Source organism: Nonomuraea sp. NPDC050404 (genome assembly GCF_040655495.1).
Lineage (GTDB): Bacteria > Actinomycetota > Actinomycetes > Streptosporangiales > Streptosporangiaceae > Nonomuraea.
Genome location: NZ_JBFAKB010000017.1, coordinates 198581 through 221382, shown reverse-complemented (window position 1 = coordinate 221382; position 22802 = coordinate 198581). Strand labels below are relative to the sequence as shown.

Here is a 22802-nt window from a genome sequence, read left to right as displayed (position 1 = left end):
CGGCCCCGGTCAGGGCAGTTCGCCCGGCTCGTCCACGATGCCGGCGCCCAGCACCGACGTCCCGACGGCCTCGCCGCCCCGCACCACCTTCGTCCCCATGTACCGATAGTCGGTGGAATCGAGGATGTAGTACCCCTTGACACCGTCCCCGGCGTCGAACACCACCCCGATGCCCCGGCGACCGTCCATGTCCGTCGCGTTCTGCTCGATGGACACCCCCGGGATCTTCGCCAGCGCCCGGTACATCCCCGCGGCCGTGGCAGGCGGGATCATGGGCCCGAACTTCATGTACCACCCGATGGCCCCGAACGCCTTCACGTCCCCCTCAATCTCGGACGCGCACTCCGGCGCGCAGATCGACAGCGGAGCCATCTCCCGCTTCAGCGCTCGGAAATGCGCCAGCAGCGCGTCGGGGTCGGAGGGCAGCGCCTCCACCTCCCGCCGCGTCCGCCCGACGTGCGTCGGCCCCTTCTCCGCCGCCGTCACCTTGAGCTCGCCGCCCTCCTGCCTGAGTGCAGACCGCCGCCCGTCCAGGCGGCTCCAGTTCTCGAAAGCCGGCAGATCGCCGCCCATGTGCTGCGATTCCTTGAGATAGAACCATTGGTCATCCCGGACCGGCCCGGCCGCGCGCCGGTCGGCGACCAGCGCCGCCCGCTCCAGCACGGACGCGGGGCGTTCCCGCTGCTCCATGGTGTGGGGCACCGGCCGTACCCCGTCCTCCCGCGGCTGCAGAACGGCCACGGCCACCACGGCCAGCGCCGCGGCCCCGGCCACGGTCAGCCCCCAACGCAGCCGGTACGCGGGCCGCCCCGACTTCGCGACGCCCTTGGCCGTCATCTCACTCAGCCTGCGCTCCGCCCCCGACACGTCCGGCCGCTCGGGCACCTCGCTGCGCAGCTCATTGAGCAGATCGATCTCGTTCGCCATCATTCACCCCTCTTCCACGACGGTCGGATCGACACTGGTCAGCACCCGGCGCAACCTGCCCCGCGCCCGGTTGACGCGCGATCGCACGGTCCCCACGGGCACGCCGAGCGCCACCGCGGCCTCCTCATACGTCAGCTCTCCCCACGTCACCAGCAGCAACGTGTCCCGATGCTTGCGCGACAGCCCGGCCAGCGCCTTGGCCAGCCGCCTGCGCGCCCCGCCGGCGGCCACCCGCCGCTCGACCTCGTCGGTGAACGGCTCGATCACCGAGTCGGCCCCGGTACGACTCAGCGCCTTGTACAGGCCGATCTCGCGGCGGCGGTGCCGGCCGACGAGGTTGGTGGCGATGCCGTACAACCAGGCGCGCTCGTCACCGAGCCGCCCGTCGAAGGTGTCCAGCCGCTGCAACGCCACGGCGAACGTCTCGGCGACGATGTCGTCGGCGGGCTCCAGCCCGAGGCGCCGTACGACATAGCGTTTGAGCCCGGGGGCGTGCTCGACGAACAGGGTGGCGAAGCGCTCGGACTCGTGCCGGGGCAGCGCGCCCTCCGCCACGGCACCGGGCCGGGGCGACGGGGCCTCCCGGCTCTCGTGTCGCATGTTGTGCCTCTCGGGTTTCTCCTGTCATGACACGAGTAATTGCCGCGAGCGGGGACGACGGTTCCATGATTTTCCCTGCGACTCAGACCGCGACTCAGACCGCGACTCAGACCGCGACTCAGACCGCGACTCGGATCGCGACTCGGATCGCGATCCGAATCGCGACTCAGACCGCGACTCGGATCGCGACTCGGATCGCGATCCGAATCGCGACTCGGATCGCGACTCAGACTGCGACGAACGCGTCCCGGTGATCGTAGGCCCAGGCGGCGAACGTACGGGGCGGGCGTCCCAGCACCAGCTCGACCTCCCCGGTAAGCCGCGCGTTGCCGTCCCGCGCCACCAGCTCGGCCCCGTCGACCGCGACGTCGGCGAAGACGGGATCCACCCCGGCGGCGACCAACCGCTCACGGTAGACCTCCAGCGGCACGTCCACCGTCTCGACGCGGCGACCCCCGAGTACCTCACCCAGCACCCCGGCCATGCCGGGAACGCTGATCAGCTCCGGCCCGGTGAGCGTCAGCGCCTCCCGTGCCCGCACCCCGGGCGTCAGTGCCCGCACCGCCACCTCGGCCACGTCCCGTGGGTCGATCACGCCCTGCCTGCCCTGCCCCATCATGTTCGGGATCGGCGCCCCCGTCCGGATCTGCGCCGCCCAGCTCAGCGCGTTGGAGGCGAAACTGGACGGGCGCAGCACCGTCCACTCCGTGTCGCCGGACTCCAGCGCCCGCTCGCCCGCAAGATGCCAGTCCCCGACCTTGGCCCCTGCGCGCTCGCCCGTGCCGATGGCCGACACCTTGACCACCTTCCGCATGCCCGCCGCCCGCGCCGCGGCGATCATTGCCTCGTCGTGCCCGGCCATCCACGGCCCCGGCGCGCTGAGCAGGAACAGGCCCTCCGCGCCGCGTGCCGCCGCGGCGAGCGACTCGCGATCGCCGAAATCACCTCGTACGGCCTCCACGCCGCGCAGCGCGGGAACCTTCGCCGGGTCCCTCGTCATCGCCCGCACCCTGATGCCGCCGCTTGCCAGCAGCCGGACCACTTCACTTCCCACGGTGCCCGTGGCACCCGTGACCAGAATCATGCCGCCCATCGTGGCAGCCTGCTTACCAGCGCATATAGGAAGTTCCGGCACGCCGCCGCAGGGCCGGTACGGTGAAAATCATGAGCGCAGAGGTCCCGATGACCGTGCCCGGCGGGCTGCGGCGACTGGTCCGCGAGGTGAGCGTGTTGACATCCGACGGCGCGTGCCGCGAGCGGCATCCCCTCGTGCACGTTCCCGAGACCGACACCTGCCTGATCTTCCGTACGACCGCCACCGGCCGCGGCGACCTGCTGGTGGCCGGCCCCCGCACCCGCGCCTCCTACCACGTCGGCAAGGACTTCCCCCTCTGCCTGCGCCTGCGGCTGCGTCCCGGCGCCGCCCGGCCCCTGCTCGGGGTCGCGGTGAGCGAACTGGTCGATCGGGTGGTCGGCCTCGGCGAGTTGTGGGGTGGCCGGGCGGACAGGCTGACGACCGCACTGACACGGGCGGGAGGCGACGCCGCCCTCGCGCTCAAGCACCTCGAAGCGGCCCTGCGGGACAGGATCGCCGCCCAGCCGGCCGCGGACCTCTCGCGTGGCGACCTGGTGCGGGTCGCGGCCGAGGCCCTGCGGGTACGCCCAGGGCTGCGGCGCGAACCCCTGCCCGCCGTCGCCCGCAGGCTCGCCGTCAGCGAACGCCACCTGCGTGACCTGTTTGCCGATGGCGTCGGGCTGCCGCCCAAACGGTACGAACGCATCGCCCGCCTCCGCCAGGTGCTGGCGGGCGGTGCGAACGGGACCGGCCGGCGCTGGGGGCAACTCGCGGCGGCGACCGGCTACTACGACCAGTCCCACATGACGGCCGAATTCCGCACCCTGATGGGCGTCACCCCCACGGCCTACTTCTCCGGCCGCCTTCCGGCACCACAACCCTGCTGAGAACCCGGGCCGTCTCCTGCGCACCGTGATGACGTGACGCCGTAATGCCACCGCCCGCGCACCGTAATACTGCTGCAACTCTGGTCGCGTCCTCGAACGCGTACCACTGCCGAGGTTTTTGGTACCTTCAGCCCGATCTTGCGCGTCATATGTAGGTGCCCCGAAACAACGCCGCACGGGCGTGAGGAGATCGTTGTGAAGAACGCAGCGGTATCGGAGACCGGCCGAACCTGGGCCCTGCCGTCGCCATGGCGTGACGCGCGTGTCGCGGTGGTGGTGCCGACGTACAACGAAGCGGGCAACATCGGCGAGTTAGCCGCCCGGATCCTCGCGCTCGACCTGCCCAACCTCAGGCTGATCATCGCCGACGACGACTCCCCTGACGGCACCGGCTCGCTGGCCGACGACCTCGCGGAACGCGCGAACGAGGAGCGCGAGGGCAGCATGGTCGTGCTGCACCGCAAGGTCAAGGAGGGGATCGGACGGGCCCACCTCGCCGGGATGCAGGAGGCGCTCGCGCGCGGCGACGAGTACGTGGTGCAGATGGACGGCGACCTGAGCCACCGCCCCGAGTACATCCCGCACCTGCTCGGCACGATCCTGGCCACCGAGGCGGGCGTGGTGATCGGCAGCAGGTACGTGGTGGGCGGCTCCTCCTCGGCCCGATGGGGCAGGCACCGGCGCCTGCTGAGCCGCTTCGCCGGCCTCTACGTCAACACGATCCTGCACCTGTCGGTCCGCGACCCCACGGGCGGATTCAAGATCTGGCACCGCGACGTGCTCGAAGTCATCGACCTCGACGCCATCAGAAGCGACGGCTACAGCTTCCAGGTCGAGATGAACTACCTGTGCAAGCGCCTGGGACGCGCGATCGTCGAGATGCCGATCCACTTCGAGGAACGCAACGCCGGCTCCAGCAAGATCAGCCTCGCCGTCCAGCTGGAATCCATGGTCACCCCACTCGTCCTGCGATTCGGCGCCCAGCGACAGCGCTGATCCTCGATCATTACCGGCGAGCAACAGTTCGAGGATCGCGGTCCGCCGTCGTTGCCTGTCGGTAGCCGGGTGATGCGTGCAGAGCGCCGGAGGAGGGGCTATTTCGCATCTTTAGCAACTCTGATCCCTTTCATACGGCAACTCGACGAACTCCGCGACGCTGCTCTCATCGAAGTCTTGCTCAACTACGATTGCAGAAACGCAGGTTTCCAGCAATAATCGCTCTCATGATGGACGACGAAGCTGGTCACCCTTCGATGCTTCTGGCGTTCCGGGCGGAAAATATCTACTCGTTCTATGACGAGTTGGACTTCTCGATGGAGGCGACCGCTCAAGCGGAGGAGGGTGTGCCGAGGGACGTCCACTGGCACCAGAAGGGTGGTCGTCCACTTCGGGTTCTACCTGCGGCTGGCGTGTTCGGTGCTAACGCTTCGGGTAAGACAAACCTGCTCAAAGCCCTGTACGGCCTCAGGGAACATGTCCTGTTCTCGTTCCGATCCGGAGACCCGTCTGGCGGAATCCACCGGCACAGCTTCCGGCTCGATCCCGGGGCGGGGGAGAAGCCGACTCGTTACGAGATTGACCTTGTCCTGAACGGCGTCCGTCACGAATACGGCGTTGTCATGAACGACCAGCATGTTCTACATGAATGGGCATATCGTTACCCGAATGGCCGCGCTGCCCTGATCTTCGAACGCACATGCGGGAAGCAGGTGGACATACCTGCTGGCAAGCGCACAATAGGAAGGGCGATAGAGAGGATCGCCAGGCCAAACGCCCTGTTCCTGTCGGCCGCCGCCGCAGGCAAGCACCCAGATCTGCTCCCGCTCTACGACTGGTTTGGGCAGAATCTGAAATTCGCAGAGGCATCGAGCAGGCAGGCCCGCTGGGCGTTCACAGCACAGCTGCTTCGTGAGGATGCGAGCCGCGAGCAGGTCTTGGCGCTCCTTCGCGCCGCAGATCTCGGCATCTCGGACGTAAGGATTCGTCCACCAGACCCCAAGGTTCTTGAACGAGTCCGCCGCGCCATCCTCATCCTGACCGGGCACGAGGATGATGCTGAGGGATTTCCGGACATTGACCTCACAGAGCTGGGTTTAGTGCTGAGTCACCGTGGCGCGGAGGAGGATGTCGACTTCAACGTGTCCGAGGAATCGCTGGGCACCCTCGTTTGGCTTGGGATCGTGGGGCCTGTCTTCGACGCGCTCGAAGCGGGCAGTGTGCTCCTGGCCGACGAGCTGGAATCGAGTCTGCACCCAACACTCGCAGAGCGGATCATCGGACTGTTCCAGGACCCTGAGGCCAACCCCAATGGCGCACAGCTTATCTTCAGCTCCCATGCCCCCACGCTATTGGGCAATGCAACACAATCGCGCCCTCTGGGGCGGGACCAGGTCTGGTTCACCGAGAAGCTTGTGAATGGACGTAGTCGCCTCTACCCCTTGTCGGATCTGTCGCCACGTCAAGAGGAGGCCATAGGGAAGCGGTATCTGTCCGGCCGTTACGGTGCAACGCCAATCGTCAGTCACGAGGAATTCGTCGAGGTCGCGCGCCTCATCGCCGCTGGCGGTCGCAAGTGACACGCAAACCACAGGGTCGTGCGCAGAAGCCGCCGGCAGAGCTCGCCAACAGACGAACGCTTCACGTCTACACCGAGGGCGCCAAGACCGAGGTTCTCTATTTGCAGCACTGGTATCGGCTCTTCAGGGACAAGGTCATCGTGACCATCGACGACTTCCACGGGGTTCCTCATTCCCTCGTGTGCGCTGCCAGCGACCGCAAACGAGCGGATCAGCGCGAGGAGAAGCGTGGTCGCGGCCGTGCGTTCGATGAGTACTGGTGCATGTTCGACGTCGACGAGTTCCCGAACCTCCCGCAAACATATCAATTGGCTGCCCAGCATCAGATCAATATTGTCGTATCGAACCCGTGTGTCGAACTATGGTTCATGCTTCATTTCCAAGAGCAGACGGCCGCTATTGAGCGGGGCTTAGCACAGACGCTGTCCAAGAAATATCTCTCCTGTGACAAGACGTTGACTCCTCGTGCTCTTGAGCAAACTGGTCGATCATTATGCTGTTGCCCTGGAACGCGCACAGAGGCTGGACGGCAAACATGAGGGCGACGGGTCTCCTGCGCGCTCCAATCCAAGCTCAAATTCCTGGCAGCTGATCGAACGCATTCGGGACCACAAAGAATCCATGTAGTTGCGGGCCGCCGGAATGATCAGTACGCGCGGCCTTCACCGCGAAAGCCCGAGGTCAGTATCTGTTTCGGGCCGAGCCGCCACCGGCACATCAGCCAGCGCCGGTGCCGTGCCATCCGCATCATCGACGCCGCCAACCGGCTCGCCCCGCAATTGGACTCAAGGTCGCCGGACTCATCGAGTGGAGATGCCGGCGACCGGCGCGGCCGTGACACAACCATGACATCGCGCTGACGGTCCGAGGACATGTCCGGCCGACAGTGGACTGGTTGACCGGCGCCTGTTGCCCAGCGGTGGGTCCGGCGTGTCACTGAGAAAGGCTGATCGATCGTGACCCAACGCGTACGCGTGGCCGTGCTGGCCGGGGGGCCGTCCGCCGAGCACGAGGTGTCGCTGCAGTCGGCGCGGGCCGTGCTCGACGCCCTGCCGAAGGACCTGTACGAGCCCGTCCCCGTCATCATCGACCGGCAGGGCAGGTGGCCGGTGGAGCTGCGAGGGGATCTGGCGGACGTGGTATTCCCCGTGCTGCACGGGCCGTTCGGCGAGGACGGCGTCATCCAGGGGCACCTGGAGACGCTGGGCATCCCGTACGTGGGCTGCGGCGTCCTGGCCTCGGCCGTGGGCATGGACAAGGTCGCGATGCGGCGCGCGTTCCTGGCGGAGGACATTCCCGTCACACCGCACGTGTGGTTCACCGGGCACGAATGGCGCAGCACCACCGACCACTGGGCTCTGGTGAAGTCGCTCGACTGGCCGATGTACGTCAAACCGGTCAGCATGGGCTCCTCCATCGGCATCTCGCGCGTCACCTCCATGGAGGAGTTGCGCGCGGGCGTGGAGCTGGCGCTGTCCTACGACCGGGCGGTCATCGTCGAGCAGGGCGTGAGCGCGCGCGAGCTGATCTGCGGCGTGCTCGGCGGCTACGACGACGCGGAGGCGTCGGTGCCGGGCGAGCTCATCGTGCCGGACGACTGGCTCGACTACGAGGCCAAGTACCTCAGCCCGGCCGAGATCGCCACCATCCCCGCCGTGCTGCCGGAGCGGGTGGCAGAGGAGGTGCGCGAGCTGTCGTTGCGCGCCTACCGGGCGATCGGCGGTTACGGGCTGGCCCGCGCGGACTTCCTGTACGAGCAGGACACCGGACGCCTGTACATGCTGGAGATCAACACCATGCCGGGCTTCACCTCCCGCTCGGTCTACGCGCGAGCGTGGGGCGCGAGCGGGGTCTCCTACCCGGACCTGCTGCGCCGCCTCATCGACCTCGCGTTCGCCAGGAGCGGCGCATGATCCCCATGACGTTGGACGAGATCGCGCGGGTCGTCGGGGCGAGCCCGCACGATGTGCGCGACCCCAGGGCGCTGGTGACCGCGCCCTCGGCGGTCGACTCCCGCGAGGTGGTGCCCGGCGGTCTGTTCGCCGCGACGGCCGGCGCCCGCGTGGACGGTCACGACTACGCGGCGGTCGCCATCGCGGCCGGCGCCGTCGCCGTGCTGGCTTCCAGGCCCGTCGGCGTGCCCGCGCTCGTGGTCGAGGACGTCCAGAGCGCGCTCGGCCTGCTGGCCGGGCATCTGCTCGGACGCATCGGCCCGACCGTGATCGGCCTGACCGGCTCGGTGGGCAAGACCACGACCAAGGACCTGCTGGCCCAGGTGCTCGAACGGCACGCCGCGACGGTCGCCACCGACAGGTCGTTCAACAACGAGCTCGGGCTGCCGCTCACCGTGCTGCGTGCCGATGCCGGCACCCGCTACCTGGTGCTGGAGATGGGCGCGGGCCGCAAGGGCGACCTGACCTACCTGACCGGGATCGCGCCGCCCCAGGTCGGGCTGGTGCTCAACGTCGGCAGCGCGCATGTGGAGCGGATGGGCACCGGTCCCGCCGACATCGCCGAGGCCAAGGGCGAACTGGTCGAGGCGCTTCCGGGGGACGGGTTCGCGCTGCTCAACGCCGACGATCCGTACGTCATGGGCATGGCCGGCCGCACCAAGGCGCACATCCTGCTGTACGGCAGGTCCGCGGAGGCGCAGGTGCGAGCCGAGGACGTGCGGCCGGCGGATCGCGCACGAACCGCGTTCGAGCTGGTGACGCCCTCAGGTCGCGCCCCGGTCGAGCTCGACCTCATCGGTGAGCACCAGGTGGGCAACGCCCTGGCCGCCGCCGCCGTGGCCACCGCGCTCGGCCTGGGCGTCGCCGAGATCGCCGAGGGACTGAACGCGGCCCGGCGGCGCTCGGTGGGCCGGCTGGAGATCGTCGAACGGCCCGACGGCGTCACCATCGTCAACGACGCCTACAACGCCAGCCCGGAATCCATGCGGGCCGGGCTGCGGGCGGCCAAGACCCTGGCCGGCTCCCGCCGTGCCGTCGCCGTGCTCGGCGCGATGGGGCAGCAGGCGGCGGCCTCCCGCGACCGGCACGCCGAGATGGGCCGCCTCGTCGCCGACCTCGGCTTCGACGTGCTGATCACGGTCGGAGCGGGGGATCCGCTCGCGATGGCGTGGGCGGCGCAGTCCGCGAACCGGGACGTGACCGTCCACACCGTCCAGGACGTCACCGAGGCCATCGAAGTGGCCACCTCCCTGGTCGAACCGGGAGACGTGGTGTTCGTCAAGGCTTCCAGCGAGATCGGGCTCGGCGTCTGCGCCCGCGCCCTGGCCCAGTGAAACGGAGTTCCATGCGTACTATCGGGCTGATCGGCGGGTTGAGCTGGGAATCAACGGTCATTTACTACCAGATCATCAACCAGCGGGTACGTGAGCGCCTCGGCGGCAGCCACTCCGCCAACAGCCTGATCTGGTCGGTGGACTACACGACCGTCGAGGAGCTGATCTTCGCCGGCCGCTGGGACGAGGTGGGCGCGATGCTCGCCGGCGCGGGCGGGAAGCTGGAGACCATGGGCGCCGAGTTGCTGCTGATCTGCAGCAACACCTTCAGCCGGGTCAACGACGAGGTGGAACGGGCGGCGAACGTGCCCGTGCTGCACATCGCCGACGCCGTGGGCGCGGAGGTGGACGCCAGGGGGATGCGCAAGGTCGGCCTGCTGGGCACCCGCTTCACCATGGAGGAGTCCTTCTACGTGGATCGGCTGGCCGGGCACGGCTTCGAGGTGCTCGTCCCGGAGCGGGACGAGCGCGAGATGGTGCATCGGGTGATCTTCGATGAGCTGATACGCGGAGTGCTGCGGCCCTCCTCCAGGGACGCCTACGTACGCACCATCGCGGGCCTGGCCGACCAGGGCGCAGAGGCGGTCATCCTCGGCTGCACCGAGATCGAACTGCTGATCAGCGACAAGGACACCGCCATCCCGCTGCTGCCCAGCGCCCGGCTGCACGCCGAGGCCGCGGCAGGCTACGCGCTGAACGGCTGAATAGGATACGGAGAAAGTGAGTTACGGAGCGTGTGGTGAAACTCGGCGGCGTCTCGCGAGTGTTGTTGATCGAAGATGACCCGGCCGTCCGGGAGGGCCTTGAGCTGGCCCTGACCCGGCACGGGCACCGGGTGCACGCGGTGGAGTCCGGCGAGCAGGGGCTGGAGCGGCTGCGTTCGCACGTCCCCGACGTCGTCGTGCTCGACCTGATGTTGCCCGGCATGGACGGGTTCGAGGTCTGCCGCCGCATCCGGTCCGCCGGACAGGTGCCGATCATCATGCTGACCGCGCGCGGCGACGACATGGACGTGGTGGCCGGGCTGGAGGCGGGCGCGGACGACTACGTGGTCAAGCCGGTGCAGCCCCGGGTGCTGGAGGCGCGCATCGGCGCGGTGTTGCGGCGGATCGGCCGGGATCAGGCGGAGCTGGAGCGGCACGGCGAGCTGACCATCGATCGGGCCGGGCTGGTGGTCGCCCACCGCGGCGAGCCGGTCGCCCTGGCCCCGACCGAGCTGCGCCTGCTGCTCGTGTTGTCCGGCACGCCAGGCCGGGTGCACAGCCGTCAGCAACTGCTGGAGTCGGTGTGGGAGCACGGCTACTTCGGCGACTCGCGCCTGGTGGACGCGTGCGTGCAGCGGTTGCGCGCGAAGATCGAGGACGATTCGGCGGCGCCTGTCTACGTGCAGACCGTACGCGGCTTCGGATACCGGTTCGGGCCGGTGTGAGCCGCCGGTGACACCTCGGCCGAGTCTGGGGCTGCGTGCCCGGCTGCTGTTCGCGTTCGCACTGCTGTGTGTGGTCACCGCGGCGGCGGTGTCCGGCACGAGCTATGTCCTGGCCCGCAACGAGATCCTGCAGCGGACCCAGGACGCCGAGGTGCACGCGATGACCAGCCGCCTGCAGGCGCTCTACCCGTTGCCGACCGCGACGCCGGACCAGATCGAGCTCGACGAGATCGCCAAGGCTGCGACCAACTACGTCTGCTGCGGGTTCGCCATCTACGGCGAGCTGAGCTCGCCCGCCGCCGGGTCGTCGGATGCCGTACCGCCGGATCCCGGGCCGCCGGATGCCGGGCCGCGGTCGCGCCGGATGCCGGGCAAGCCGCCGGCCGTGAACCTCGACTCGGTCTCACCGGCGTTGCGACGGCAGGTGGCCGGCGGCCGTACCGCCTGGCAGCGGGTGGCGCTGGAGGACGGGCCCTGGCTGATCGTCGGCACGCCGTTGATGATCACTGAGCAGGGGCAGGGGCCGCGGCCGTCGGGCATCGAGGTCTACGTCGCGCGCAGCCTGGACGCCGAGCGGCGCAGCATCGACGGGCTCGCCCTGTCGGCCTGGGGCACCGGTGGGGCGGCCCTGGCCTTCGCGGTCCTCCTGGCGTTGCTGGCCACCCGGGGCGTGCTGGGCCCGGTGCGCGAGCTCGGCCGGGCGGCCCGCCTGCTCGGCCAGGGCGAGCTGCGCACCAGGATCGCGGTCCGCGGCTCCGACGAGCTGGCCGACGTGGCGCACACCTTCAACAGCACCGCCGCGGAGCTGGAACGGCACGTCAAACAGTTGCGCGAGATGGAGGCCGACGCCCGCCGGTTCGTGGCCGACGTGTCCCACGAGCTGCGCACCCCGCTGGCCGCGCTCACCGCGGTCGCCGACATCCTGGAGGAGGAGGCGGCCGAGCTGCCCGAGCCGGCTGGCCGGGCCGCCCGGCTGGTCAGCCAGGAGACGCTCAACCTCACCGTCCTGGTCAACGACCTCATCGAGATCAGCAGGTTCGACTCGGGCGTCGCGGCCCTCGTACCGAACGAGGTGGACGTGGCCGAACTGGTGCGCTCGACCCTGCGCGTCCGGGGCTGGCCGGAGCAGGTGGAGACCGACCTGCCGGCCGGGGTGACGGCCCGGCTGGACCCGCGCCGGGTGGACGTCATCCTGGCCAACCTGGTCGGCAACGCGCTGCGGCACGGCGAGCCGCCGGTGTCGGTACGCCTGTCCGCCGACCCGCACTGGATCACCGTCGAGGTACGCGACCACGGACCCGGCCTGGACCCGGCGGTGCTGCCGCACGTGTTCGACCGGTTCTACAAGGCCAGCGCGACCAGGGCCAGGTCCGAGGGCAGCGGCCTGGGCCTGGCCATCGCGCGGGAGAACGCGCGCCTGCACCGGGGCGACCTCACCGTCGTCAACGCGCAGGACGGTGGAGCTCTGTTCACGCTGCGCCTGCCACGCCGAACCCCCGATCCAGACGGAGGCCCCGAGTGAGGAGCGTGCTCGCCGCAGCTGTCGTGTTGCTCATCGCCGTGGCCGGTTGCGGCGTGCGGCCCAGCGACGTCATCCGCGCCGGCGACCCGCCCGGCGGCCGCGTCGAAGCCCGGCCGACGATCACCCTCTACCTGATCAAGAAGGGCAGGCTGGAGGCGGTGACGCGGCCCGGTGGCCGGCTGTACGTGACGGACCGGCTCGCGACCCTGGCGGACGGGCCCACCGCGAGGGAACAGTCGGATGGATTCACCACCGACGTCCCGTTCGACGTGGGCCCGTTCACGGTGACCGCCGAGCCGGAGCGCCCCATGGTGGTGACCCTGTCCACGCCGCTCGACGAGCTGTCCGAGCTGGCACTCCAGCAGATCGCGTGCACGGCCGCCGCCATCACGGGGCTGGAACAACCCCCGCAGGTCACCCTGGTCGGTGGTGGGCAGACCGCCGACCAGGGAAAGTGCCCGGCACCACGGTAGCGCCGGGCTACACGCCCAGGGCCGAGGGCACGGTAGCGCCGGGCTACACGCCCAGGGCCGAGGGCAGGCTGAGCTCGTTGAGGAACAGGGCCTCCGTCGTGGCGACCTTCCGCAGCTCCTCCAGGTCCACACGCTCGTTCGGCGCGTGGATCGCCGCCTCCTCGTCCTCCGCCCCGAACAGCAGGATCTCGGCCGCGGGGAACTGCTTGAGCAGCGTGCTCACCAGCGGGATCGAGCCGCCGGCGCCCACGTCGCGCGGCCGGCGGCCGAAGGCGCGCTCCATCGCGCGGTTGAGCGCCGCGCGGGCCTTGCCGCCCGAGTCGGCCTGGAAGCCGGAGCCGACCGTGAAGTCGCCGAACGACACCTGCACGCCCCAGGGCGCCACCTGCTTCAGGAACTCCGCGACCGCGTTGACCGTGGTCTTCGGGTCGCCGGCCGGCGGCACGCGGACGGTGACCCTGGCCCGCGCGACCGGCTGGACGGCGTTGATCGCGCCGGAGACCGTGGGCACATCCAGGCCCGTGACCGTGATCGCGTACGAGGACCACAGCCGGTCCGCCAGCGAGCCCGAACCCACCAGCGAGACCCCGTCGAGCACCCCGGAGGTCTTCCTGAACTCCTCCTCCGACGGCCCCTGCCCGAGGAAGGAGCCCCGGGGCAGCCCGGGTACGCGGATGTCGCCGTTGTCGCCGTGCAGCGAGGTCAGCATGCGCATGAGCGCGCTCAGCGCGTCGGGGGCGGCGCCGCCGAAGGAGCCGCTGTGCACGGCCTCGCGCAGCGTGCGGACCTCGACGGTGAAGGCGGCCATGCCGCGCAGCGAGGTGGTGACCGCCGGGTCGCCGACGCGCGGGTTGCCGGTGTCGGCCACCACGATCGCGTCGGCCCGCAGCAGGTCGGGGTTGCGCTCGACGAACGCCTCAAGGCGGTCGCCCGCGTACTCCTCCTGGCCCTCGATGATGACCTTGATGCCCACCGGGAACCGGCCCTGGAAGGTGCGCAGGGCGGTCACGTGCGAGATCACGCCGGACTTGTCGTCGGCGGTGCCCCGGCCGTACAGGCGGCCGTCGATGAGCGTCGGCTCGAACGGCGGGGTACGCCATGCGGCCGGGTCCCCCGCCGGCTGCACGTCGTAGTGCGCGTACAGGAGCACCGTGGGCATGCCGGGAGGCGCGGGCGCCTCGCCGTAGACGGCCGGGAAGCTGCCGTCCACCTGCACCTGCTGCACGCGCGGCAGGCCGGTGGAGCGCAGCAGTTCCTCGGTCATGGCCGCGGCCGCGAAGACGGGCTCCTCCGGGTGCCCGGGGAAGGCCACGGAAGGGATGGCGGCCAGCCGCCTGAGCTCCTCGACGGCCTGTGGCATCGCGGCGGCGACAGCGCTCTCGATCTGATCTGGAGTCACGGACGGTCCCCCGGGGGTTGTCTTGCGATGGTTAAGAGCTGTTCACGAGAGTTCACAGCGAATCGTCTAATTGGACCACAACCGGCCCTGCGCTGCGGAAACGAGGGGTGGGAGCGGTTCCGATCCAGGCGCTAATCTAACCTGCGGATTTCGTTGTCGTTACATAGCGGTTCTGCGGATCCCGATTTTCTTGCATACTGCTGCGACCGATTCGCTTGGCAAGTACGCGGTAGAACATGCAGACTGTGGGAAGCTGAGATACGAGGGAAGATAACCATGACGCAGCCGGAACACGACGTCCTGAAGGCCGCGCAGGACAACCTGTGGTTGCACTTCACCAGGCACAGCGCCTACCAGCAGTCCGAGATCCCGACCATCGTGCGCGGTGAGGGATCCTACGTCTACGACATCCACGGCAAGCGCTACCTCGACGGTCTGGCGGGGCTGTTCGTCGTCCAGGTGGGCCACGGACGCCAGGAGCTGGCCGAGGCCGCCGCCAAGCAGGCCCAGGAGCTGGCGTTCTTCCCGCTGTGGTCCTACGCGCACCCCAAGGCGGCCGAGCTGGCCCAGCGGCTGGCCGCGCACACCCCGGGCGAGCTGAACCGCGTCTTCTTCACCACCGGCGGCGGCGAGGCCGTCGAGACCGCCTGGAAGCTGGCCAAGCAGTACTACAAGCTGGTCGGCAAGCCGCTCAAGCACAAGGTCATCAGCCGCCAGATCGCCTACCACGGCACCCCGCAGGGCGCGTTGTCGATCACCGGCATCCCGGCGTTCAAGGAGATGTTCGAGCCGCTCGTGCCGGGCTCGATCCGGGTGCCGAACACCAACCACTACCGCGCCGACGAGATCACCGGCGTCAAGGGCATGACGCCCGAGGAGTACGGCTACTGGGCGGCCGAGCGGGTGGCCCGCGCGATCGAGATGGAGGGCCCCGACACGGTGGCCGCCGTCTTCGCCGAGCCCGTACAGAACGCCGGCGGTTGTTTCCCGCCGCCGCCCGGCTACTTCCGGCGCCTGCGTGAGATCTGCGACGAGTACGACGTCCTGCTCGTCTCCGACGAGGTCATCTGCGCCTTCGGCCGGCTGGGCACCATGTTCGGCGGCCAGAAGTTCGACTACGTGCCCGACATCATCACCTGCGCCAAGGGCATGACCAGCGGTTACTCCCCGATCGGGGCCATGATCGCGCACGAGCGGCTGTTCGAGCCGTTCAAGGGCGGCGACACCATGTTCGCCCACGGCTACACCTTCGGCGGCCACCCCGTCTCCGCGGCCGTGGCGCTGGCCAACCTCGACATCTTCGAGCGCGAGGACCTGCTCGGCCACGTGACGGCCAACGAGCCGCGCTTCCGCCAGACCCTCGACGACCTGCGCGACCTGCCGATCGTCGGTGACGTGCGTGGCTCCGGCTATTTCTGGGGCATCGAACTGGTCAAGGACAAGACGACCAAGGAGACGTTCGACGCCGCCGAGTCCGAGCGGCTGCTGCGCGGATACCTGTCCAAGGCGCTGTTCGAGGCGGGGCTCTACTGCCGCGCCGACGACCGGGGCGACCCGGTCATCCAGCTCGCGCCGCCGCTGATCGCCGGTGAGAAGGAGTTCGACGAGATCGGATCCATCCTGCGCGGCGTGCTCAACGAGGCGTGGGCGCGACTCTAGCCCTCACTTCGCGGAAACACCCCTCAGTCCGGTACGACGGAGTGCCGGTTCCCGAAAGGATCACCGCCATGAAGATCGGCGTTCCAGCCGAGGTCAAAAACCACGAATACCGCGTCGCCGCCACCCCGGCAGGCGTGCACGAGCTGGTGCGCAACGGGCACGACGTCACCGTACAACGGGGCGCGGGCCTGGGGTCGCAGATCACGGACGAGGAGTACCTCGCGGCGGGCGCGAAGATCCTCGACAACGCCGACGCCGTGTGGGGCGGGGCGGACATGGTGCTCAAGGTGAAGGAGCCCATCGCCGAGGAGTACCATCGGCTGCGCGAGGGGCTGGTGCTGTTCACCTACCTGCATCTGGCCGCCTCCCAGCCGTGCACCGACGCGCTGCTGCGGGCCAGGACGACGGGCATCGCGTACGAGACCGTCCAGGTGGGCACGTCGCTGCCGCTGCTCGCTCCCATGTCGGAGGTCGCGGGGCGGCTGGCGCCGCAGGTGGGCGCGTACAATCTGATGCGCTTCAACGGCGGCAGGGGCATCCTGCCGGGCGGCGTGCCCGGCGTGGCGCCCGCCAAGGTGGTCGTGATCGGCGGCGGCGTCTCCGGGCTGAACGCCGCGCAGATCGCCGTCGGCATGGGCGCCGAGGTCACGGTGCTCGACACCAACATCGACCGGTTGCGTTTCATCGACGCCGTCTACCAGGGCAGGCTCAAGACGCTGGTCTCCACCGCGTACGCGATCGAGCAGGAGGTCCTGCGGGCCGACCTGGTCATCGGCGCGGTGCTGATCCCCGGCGCCAAGGCCCCGACGCTGGTCTCCAACGACCTGGTCTCGCGCATGAAGCCCGGCTCCGTGCTGGTCGACATCGCCATCGACCAGGGCGGCTGCTTCGAGGACTCGCGCCCGACCACGCACGCCGAGCCGACGTACAAGGTGCACGACTCGGTCTTCTACTGCGTGGCCAACATGCCGGGCTCGGTGGCCAACACCTCGACCTACGCCCTGACCAACGCCACCCTGCCGTACGCGGTCAAGCTGGCCAACCTGGGCTGGCGCGACGCGATCAAGTCCGACGCTGGGCTGGCGGGCGGGCTCAACACGCACGCCGGCAAGCTCACGAACGAGCCGGTCGCCCAGGCGCTCGGGCTGCCGTACACGCCGGTCGCCGAGCTGGTCTGACGTCGCGGCGGGGTCAGTCCTTCGGCTTCCGCGGGTCCCACGTGGGCGTCGAAGGACTTGGCCCGGCCGAGCCGCCTCGGTTCACGACGTGCCGAGGGCGGCCATCGACATCGGATCAGGCCTGGTACGTGCCGTTCGGCGAGCGGACCTGATCGACCATGGCGCCGGTGTCGAGCTCGGTCTGCTTGAGGTCCTCGGCCATCCGCCGCATGCCCGCGCCGAACTCCTTCATGTTGCCGCCCAGGTGACCGCAGGTCTCTTCGAGCAGCCTGGTCAGCCCGTCCATGAGCTCGCCCGTGCCAGAGGAGCCCCAGGCGGTGGAGCCGGTGCCCCGTACGGAGGTGACCAGCCGGTCGGTGTGGCGCTGGAACGCCTCCGCGGCGTCCGTGAAGTGCCGCCCCGCACTGCCCAGGGTCGAGTGGTCGAAGAGGAACAATTGGCTCACAACACCGATCAGTATCACGGATGCGGTTAAGGGCTCCCGCTGATCTCGTGAACCAAGGCCAACTTTGTGTCCATAAGAACCATTCATGATACTTATGGACGCTGTGACCGACGAGTCTCTGCGGGACACCTGACCAGATGGCGATCATCCTCCCCGAGCGTCTGCATGCGCCGTTCGACATGCTGGGCGTGGAGTGGCCCAGCGAGAACGAGGATCACATCCGGCTGTCGTCGTCCACCATGCGCGCCTTCGCCGACACCCTGGACGGCGAGGTCGTCCGCGGCGCGTCCGGCGCCGTCGCGCACGCCTCCACCAACAACGCCGGCGAGCACATCGACGCACTCAACACGTCGTGGGCCGGCTACCACGACCCCGAGAAGCAGGACGGGCACCTGCGGAGCCTGTCCATGTCGATGCGCGCGCTCGCCGACGGGCAGGACCTCTACGCGAAGCTTGTGGAGGTCGTCAAACTCTTCCTGATCGTCCTGGCCACCTATGTCCTGTTCGTCCTGGCGTGGGCCTTGGCCGCGGCGGCGATCTCGGGGGGAGCCTCCGTCCTCAAGGGACGGGCCGTGGTCGGCATGTTGCGCCTGTTCGCCAGGAAGGCCGTCGCCACCCTGCGCCAGAAACTGGAGCGCTACTTCGGACAGGCGATCGTCAGGGCCGTCGAACGCCGGCTGCGCACCATGCTCGGGGCGAAGGCGCCCAAGTTCCCCGCCGTGCAGAAGGGCGGCATGCGCGCCGCGCTGGCCAGGACCGGCATGCTGGCGACCGCGGGCGCAACCGGGTGGCAGATGTCGCGGAACTCGCCGGTACGGAACCTGGGCCCCCAGGCCGAGTCCCCCGAGAAGGGCCCGCGCGACGGCAAGTACGACCTGGGCCCGGCGAAGGATCCGGGAATCCCCTTCGACAATCCGTGGCCGCTGGACCCCGACTCCGACCCGTCCGCCGCCGACCACGCGAACTGGTACAAGTGGCAGGCCTTCCAGGACGCCGAGGACGCCACGCCCGGTTTCGACGAGGCGGCGGACACCTACCGGCACTACCTCAGCGGCTCGGGCAAGGACTACGCCATCGACTACGAGCAGGCGTACAAGGACGACAAGCTGATCCGCGACGGTGTGGACCAGGAGATCCGCCGCGCGCAGGCGAACGCCGAGCGCCTCTTCCAGGAGACCGGGCAGCGGCAGTTCCAGATGACGGGAGAGCCGGTCGACATCGACAGGACCGACACCAAGAACTGGGAGTTCGCCCTCGGCAAGCACTCCATCTGGGGCAGCGGCGACGTCCGGGTCGAGGGCAACCAGGCCACGATGGACGTCACCGTCCACGCCTACGACCGTTACAACTTCAACAACGACGGCCACTGGTTCACCTCGGAGAACGGTCGCTTCGAGGAACTCGGCTGGGCCAGGTCGTACGACACGCGCGGAACACTCAAGCGCACGGTCACCTGGACGATCGAGTGACCCCCATCCCAACCGGCGATCTTGCAGCTCAAGACGGACTGGTATAGAGGTAATGCACCATGGCAACCGAGCCGATTGACAAGAGCCAGGCAGCCATCACCACCGACGACCTCTGGGACCTGCGTGCCGACCCGGGTCGGCTGGAGCTCCTGGGCAAGGCATGGCGTGCCCTCGGCTCCGGGGCGCGCTCCGCGGAGGGGAAGATCAACGACGCCGCCAAGGACGTCTTCTCCAAGGAATACTGGACGGGCGACACCGCCGACTCGTTCAACGGCTACCGCAAGCGCCTGACCGCCGACATCGAACGGGCCGCGGCGTGGGCCGACAACATCGGGCGCACGCTCGACCTGACCGCCACGACGCTCCGGGTGCAGCAGGGACTCCTCGACGACGAGCGCGACAAGCTCAAGTCGGTGCCCGCCGACACCGGCACCGACACCCTGACCTTCCGGCCCGAGACCGCCGGGCAGACCACCTTGGTCAACACCGCGATACGCACGGCCAAAGAGATCCGCGGCCGCGTCGACACGGTGCTGGAGGAGAAGCGGCGGGATCTCGACTTCTACCGCGAGCAGTTCGACCTGATCGCCAAGCAGTGGAAGCCCCGGTCGGTCCGCATGGTCAACCTCAACATCGGCCAGGGCGCCGGAAACTCCCCAGGCAACGACGCCGGCACCGACTCCGAGGACATCGACAACATCGCCCAAGCCATCACGGACCAGAACGCCGACATCGCCACGATCCAGGAGGCATTCGGGCACGACATGGCCGACCTGGAAGAGGAGCTGGAGAGCCGTACCGGCGACAACTGGGACCTCCGGTACGCGGAGGCGAGCTCCAAGTACCACGCCGACGACGACATTCCCATCCTCGGCGACATCATGAACGCCTCGTTCGGCAACGCCGTGCTCGTGCGCGAAGGTGACGTCATCTCGGGCTCGGAAGGCACCGGCAACATCAAGCTCGACGTCGAGGGCAGCCACGTCATCGACCTGCCGGCCAACCAGCCGGGCGCGGGCGACCACAGCATCGAGGACGGCGAGGGCCGCTCCGCCGCCCGTACGGAGGTGCAGATCAACCAGCGGTGACCAGGTCGGCGGTGCCCGGCCTACCTACCGACCGGGCACCCCTGCACATGTGACCTACCAGTCGGGCACCTGCACGTCGACGACCTGGCCGTCGTGGTCGGAGGTGGCGCCGTCCATCAGGGTGGGCTGCTCGCCCATGCCGAAGGCGGGCGAGCCGGCCACGTGGTCGATGCGGGTGCCGCTGGGCGAGGTGCCGACGACGCGGCCGTCGTCGTTCGTCGCGCCCGAGTAGACCGTGTAGCCCTCGCGGCTCATGTCACCGATGGCGTCGCCGGACGTGGTGTTCTTCGGGTTGACCCCGTTGTTGGTGACCACGTTGAGGTCGCCGCCCATCAGTGACGGGCCGCCGTTCATGGCCTCGTGCAGGCGGTCGATCTGGCCCGTGCGCACGTAGTCGTCGTACTCGTGCAGCCCGTGGCTGTGCACGTGGGCGCTGTACACGTCGAAGCCCTTGGCGGCCTTGGCGAACAACCGGTCGGCGATGTCGTCGTCCAGCTCCTTGAACGCCTTGATGACCTTGCGCAGCCGGTCGCCGTCGGAGTCGAGCACCGCGACGAGGATCTCGGCGAGACTTTCGGCGGAGGACTGGACGGACGCGTGCGCCGAGCCGGCCGTCGTGGCCTTCGACGTGTTGCCGAACGAGTTCGACCCGGGCACGCCCGGCACCGGCACGTAGGTGACGGCTCCCGGGCTCTCGGAGAGTGACTTGCGCCCCTTCTCCACGGCGGTGCGCGCGCCGTCCACCTCATCGGCCAGCTTGCCCATTGGGCCGAATTTCATGCCCGCTTCAGTCCCCATGGTCCTCCACCATACCGATCATCCCGTATGTGAGGGGGCTGGTCAGGGAATGCCGGATAAGCGTGCCGCGCACCGGCGCCAGGGGCTCGCGCCCGCGCGCCGGGTTCATCTGAATGTCGTAGCCGGAAGGTACGGTGGGCGCCACCGTACCCTCTTGGAGGTAGCAATGGCGCTCAGCATCAGCCAGGTCACCATCTACGTCGAGGACCAGCAGCGGGCGGTCGACTTCTGGACCGCCAAGGTCGGCTTCGAGGTCACCAGCGACCAGCCGTACGGCGAGAGCCGCTGGATCGAGGTCGCACCGCCGGGCGGCGGCGTCCACCTGGTCATCCACCAGGCCGACCCCAAGTGGCCCGCGCTGGTCAAGGACATGCCCAACTACGTGCTGTTCCAGGCCGACGACATCGTCAAGACGCACGAGGAGCTGGTGGGGCGCGGCGTGGAGTTCACGCAGGCGCCCTCGCACGAGCCCTGGGGCTGGACGGCCGTCTTCAAGGACGACGACGGCAACCTGTTCCACCTGGGCCAGCGCTGACCTGAGGATCAGCGTCAGCCGGCCGGCCCATCTTGGGTGGAGGCCGCGGGTCAGCGGATGCCGAGCCGCCACCGCAGGTCGCGTGCCGTCACCAGCACGTGCTGGAGTTCGCCGGGGCTCGGCCATGGCGCGCTGCCCGGCCGCACCAGGGCGCCACGTACCGACGCCAGGTGCTCGACCGCGCTGGCGTGCGCCCCGCTCCGCTCGACCAGCCAGGCCAGCACGTTGGAATGGTCGTGCAGCGGCCTGGTCATCAGGTCCCAGGTGGACAGCACCTCGGCCAGGTCCGCCACCTTCAGCTCGGCCTCGCCCCTGCGCCCGGTGGCCGCCGCCGCCAGCTCGGCGCGGGCGGTCAGCTCCGGCTCGGCGGGACGGCCCCAGGAGGGCGGCGGCGGATCCGACAACCACTCCTGCGCCTCCCCGAGCTCCCCGGCCACCGACAGCAGCCCGCCCAGCTCGACGGCAGCGGCGTGGTGGCCTGCCTGTGCCGCCTGCCTGAACCAGTGCTGGCCGCCCGCCAGGTCGCCGAACTCGGCGATGAGCAGCAGCCCGTAGTCGAAGGCCGACTCGGCGTCCCCGCCGGCCGCCGCCCTGCCGAACCAGTGGCTGGCCGCCGCGGTATCGCCCAGCTCCACGCACACGAACCCGGCCATCCGCAGGTCGTAGGCCCGCCCGCCGCCCGCCGCCTGCTCGAACCAGGCCCGCGCCGTACGCAGGTCGCCCCTGGACAGCGCCACGCCGCCCAGCCGCGAGGCCGCGCCCAGGTGCTCGTTCCTGGCCGCCAGCCGATAGTACGCCTCCGCGCCCTCCGGATCGCGGCTGGCGTGCAGGATCAGGCCCAGGCAGTATGCCGACTCGGCATGGCCCTCCCTGGCCGCGCACTCCCACCAGCGCAGAGCCTCGGCCTCGTCACCCGCGCAGTAGGCCAGGAAGCCCAGGTCGTGCGCGGAGGCCGCGTCGCCGCCGAAGGCCGCCCTGCGGTGCCACTCGCGCGCCGCGCCCAGCTCGCCGGCCTCCTCGCACATCAGCGCCAGCCTGCGGGCGGCCGTCCTGGACCCGGCCGTGGCCGCGCTCTCGAACCAGACCCTGGCCGCCCCGGCGTCCCCGCGCTGCTCCAGCAGGAGCAGGCCCAGGTTCGTGGCGGCCTCGGCGTCGCCGGTGCTCGCGGCGGCCTCGTACCAGGTGACGGCGTCATCCAGGTTGCCGTGCTTCTCGTGCCAGATGCCCAGGTTGTAGGCGCTGTCGACGTTGCCGCCCGCGGCGGCCCGCTCCCACCAGTGTCTGGCCGACGCGCGGTCGCCGTACTGGGCGTAGAACTTGCCGAGCCGGTGCGCGGCCTGCGCGTCGCCCGCCTGCGCGGCGGGCAGCAACTCGGGCTCGTCTCCCACGCGCGGCGCCGGTACGGACGGCAGCGCCTCCTCCTCTTGCCAGGACATGGCGACAGACTGGCATGTGA

General features: G+C 69.5%; 22 protein-coding genes. 15 read left to right on the top strand and 7 right to left on the bottom strand.

What is annotated here, in order from left to right; translation table 11 throughout:
* Positions 1 to 9 precede the first annotated feature (9 nt).
* The 3 genes from AB0I81_RS39465 to AB0I81_RS39455 form a co-directional block, all read right to left on the bottom strand.
* On the bottom strand, positions 10 to 930 hold the full coding sequence (locus AB0I81_RS39465) for a CU044_5270 family protein (RefSeq protein WP_360668150.1): 921 nt from the start codon (positions 928 to 930) through the stop codon (positions 10 to 12).
* A complete protein-coding gene (locus AB0I81_RS39460; RefSeq protein ID WP_360668147.1) occupies positions 931 to 1527 on the bottom strand; it encodes an RNA polymerase sigma factor in 597 nt (198 codons plus the stop codon).
* Positions 1528 to 1753: 226 nt separating this feature from the next.
* Positions 1754 to 2611, bottom strand: a complete 858-nt coding sequence (locus AB0I81_RS39455; RefSeq protein ID WP_360668144.1) for an NAD(P)H-binding protein — start codon at positions 2609 to 2611, stop codon at positions 1754 to 1756.
* Positions 2612 to 2691: 80 nt separating this feature from the next.
* On the opposite strand from AB0I81_RS39455, the gene AB0I81_RS39450 reads away from it, so the two are divergent.
* The 10 genes from AB0I81_RS39450 to AB0I81_RS39405 all read left to right on the top strand — a co-directional run bounded on the left by AB0I81_RS39450 (position 2692) and on the right by AB0I81_RS39405 (position 12775).
* Positions 2692 to 3489: a helix-turn-helix domain-containing protein gene (locus AB0I81_RS39450; RefSeq protein ID WP_360668142.1), complete on the top strand. Its 798-nt coding sequence runs from the start codon at positions 2692 to 2694 to the stop codon at positions 3487 to 3489.
* A 195-nt stretch (positions 3490 to 3684) separates the two neighbouring features.
* Positions 3685 to 4485, top strand: coding sequence for a polyprenol monophosphomannose synthase (locus tag AB0I81_RS39445; protein WP_360668140.1), 801 nt, complete (start codon positions 3685 to 3687; stop codon positions 4483 to 4485).
* 227 nt (positions 4486 to 4712) lie between these two features.
* Complete coding sequence (locus tag AB0I81_RS39440) at positions 4713 to 6065, top strand: ATP-binding protein (RefSeq protein ID WP_360668137.1); 1353 nt, start codon at positions 4713 to 4715, stop codon at positions 6063 to 6065.
* Positions 6062 to 6604 carry an RloB family protein gene (locus AB0I81_RS39435; RefSeq protein WP_360668134.1) on the top strand — a complete coding sequence of 181 codons (543 nt, stop codon included), beginning with the start codon at positions 6062 to 6064 and terminating at the stop codon, positions 6602 to 6604. Before AB0I81_RS39440 ends, AB0I81_RS39435 begins: the two co-directional genes overlap by 4 nt.
* Before the next feature lie 417 nt (positions 6605 to 7021).
* Complete coding sequence (locus tag AB0I81_RS39430) at positions 7022 to 7978, top strand: D-alanine--D-alanine ligase family protein (protein WP_360668131.1); 957 nt, start codon at positions 7022 to 7024, stop codon at positions 7976 to 7978.
* The gene (gene murF / locus AB0I81_RS39425) at positions 7975 to 9351 is read left to right on the top strand and encodes a UDP-N-acetylmuramoyl-tripeptide--D-alanyl-D-alanine ligase (RefSeq protein WP_360668128.1); all 1377 of its coding nucleotides are present in this window, start codon (positions 7975 to 7977) and stop codon (positions 9349 to 9351) included. The genes AB0I81_RS39430 and murF overlap by 4 nt, the downstream gene beginning before the upstream one ends.
* A gap of 11 nt (positions 9352 to 9362) precedes the next feature.
* On the top strand, positions 9363 to 10055 hold the full coding sequence (locus AB0I81_RS39420; protein WP_360668125.1) for an aspartate/glutamate racemase family protein: 693 nt from the start codon (positions 9363 to 9365) through the stop codon (positions 10053 to 10055).
* Positions 10056 to 10090: 35 nt separating this feature from the next.
* Complete coding sequence (locus AB0I81_RS39415; protein WP_360668122.1) at positions 10091 to 10780, top strand: response regulator transcription factor; 690 nt, start codon at positions 10091 to 10093, stop codon at positions 10778 to 10780.
* A gap of 7 nt (positions 10781 to 10787) precedes the next feature.
* On the top strand, positions 10788 to 12302 hold the full coding sequence (locus tag AB0I81_RS39410; RefSeq protein WP_360668119.1) for a HAMP domain-containing sensor histidine kinase: 1515 nt from the start codon (positions 10788 to 10790) through the stop codon (positions 12300 to 12302).
* Between the two features lie 5 nt (positions 12303 to 12307).
* A complete protein-coding gene (locus AB0I81_RS39405; RefSeq protein ID WP_360668116.1) occupies positions 12308 to 12775 on the top strand; it encodes a hypothetical protein in 468 nt (155 codons plus the stop codon).
* Between the two features lie 43 nt (positions 12776 to 12818).
* Here the strand turns inward: AB0I81_RS39405 and AB0I81_RS39400 are convergent, their stop codons facing one another.
* On the bottom strand, positions 12819 to 14174 hold the full coding sequence (locus tag AB0I81_RS39400) for a dipeptidase (RefSeq protein ID WP_360668113.1): 1356 nt from the start codon (positions 14172 to 14174) through the stop codon (positions 12819 to 12821).
* 276 nt (positions 14175 to 14450) lie between these two features.
* Between AB0I81_RS39400 and AB0I81_RS39395 the strand changes: the two genes are divergently transcribed.
* Both AB0I81_RS39395 and ald read left to right on the top strand, forming a co-directional pair.
* Positions 14451 to 15833 (top strand): aspartate aminotransferase family protein, encoded by a 1383-nt coding sequence (locus tag AB0I81_RS39395; RefSeq protein WP_360668110.1) that lies wholly within the window; start codon positions 14451 to 14453, stop codon positions 15831 to 15833.
* 68 nt (positions 15834 to 15901) lie between these two features.
* Positions 15902 to 17011, top strand: coding sequence for an alanine dehydrogenase (ald, locus tag AB0I81_RS39390; protein ID WP_360668107.1), 1110 nt, complete (start codon positions 15902 to 15904; stop codon positions 17009 to 17011).
* A 115-nt stretch (positions 17012 to 17126) separates the two neighbouring features.
* Here the strand turns inward: ald and AB0I81_RS39385 are convergent, their stop codons facing one another.
* Positions 17127 to 17456 carry a hypothetical protein gene (locus AB0I81_RS39385; RefSeq protein WP_360668104.1) on the bottom strand — a complete coding sequence of 110 codons (330 nt, stop codon included), beginning with the start codon at positions 17454 to 17456 and terminating at the stop codon, positions 17127 to 17129.
* 137 nt (positions 17457 to 17593) lie between these two features.
* Between AB0I81_RS39385 and AB0I81_RS39380 the strand changes: the two genes are divergently transcribed.
* The gene (locus tag AB0I81_RS39380; RefSeq protein WP_360668102.1) at positions 17594 to 18925 is read left to right on the top strand and encodes a hypothetical protein; all 1332 of its coding nucleotides are present in this window, start codon (positions 17594 to 17596) and stop codon (positions 18923 to 18925) included.
* 59 nt (positions 18926 to 18984) lie between these two features.
* Complete coding sequence (locus tag AB0I81_RS39375) at positions 18985 to 20013, top strand: hypothetical protein (protein ID WP_360668100.1); 1029 nt, start codon at positions 18985 to 18987, stop codon at positions 20011 to 20013.
* 54 nt (positions 20014 to 20067) lie between these two features.
* Here AB0I81_RS39375 and AB0I81_RS39370 read toward each other — a convergent pair whose 3' ends face one another.
* On the bottom strand, positions 20068 to 20793 hold the full coding sequence (locus AB0I81_RS39370; RefSeq protein ID WP_360668098.1) for a hypothetical protein: 726 nt from the start codon (positions 20791 to 20793) through the stop codon (positions 20068 to 20070).
* A gap of 184 nt (positions 20794 to 20977) precedes the next feature.
* Here AB0I81_RS39370 and AB0I81_RS39365 point away from each other — a divergent pair, with 184 nt between their 5' ends.
* Complete coding sequence (locus AB0I81_RS39365; protein WP_360668095.1) at positions 20978 to 21346, top strand: VOC family protein; 369 nt, start codon at positions 20978 to 20980, stop codon at positions 21344 to 21346.
* Between the two features lie 50 nt (positions 21347 to 21396).
* Here the strand turns inward: AB0I81_RS39365 and AB0I81_RS39360 are convergent, their stop codons facing one another.
* Positions 21397 to 22782 (bottom strand): tetratricopeptide repeat protein, encoded by a 1386-nt coding sequence (locus AB0I81_RS39360; protein WP_360668092.1) that lies wholly within the window; start codon positions 22780 to 22782, stop codon positions 21397 to 21399.
* Positions 22783 to 22802: the final 20 nt, after the last annotated feature.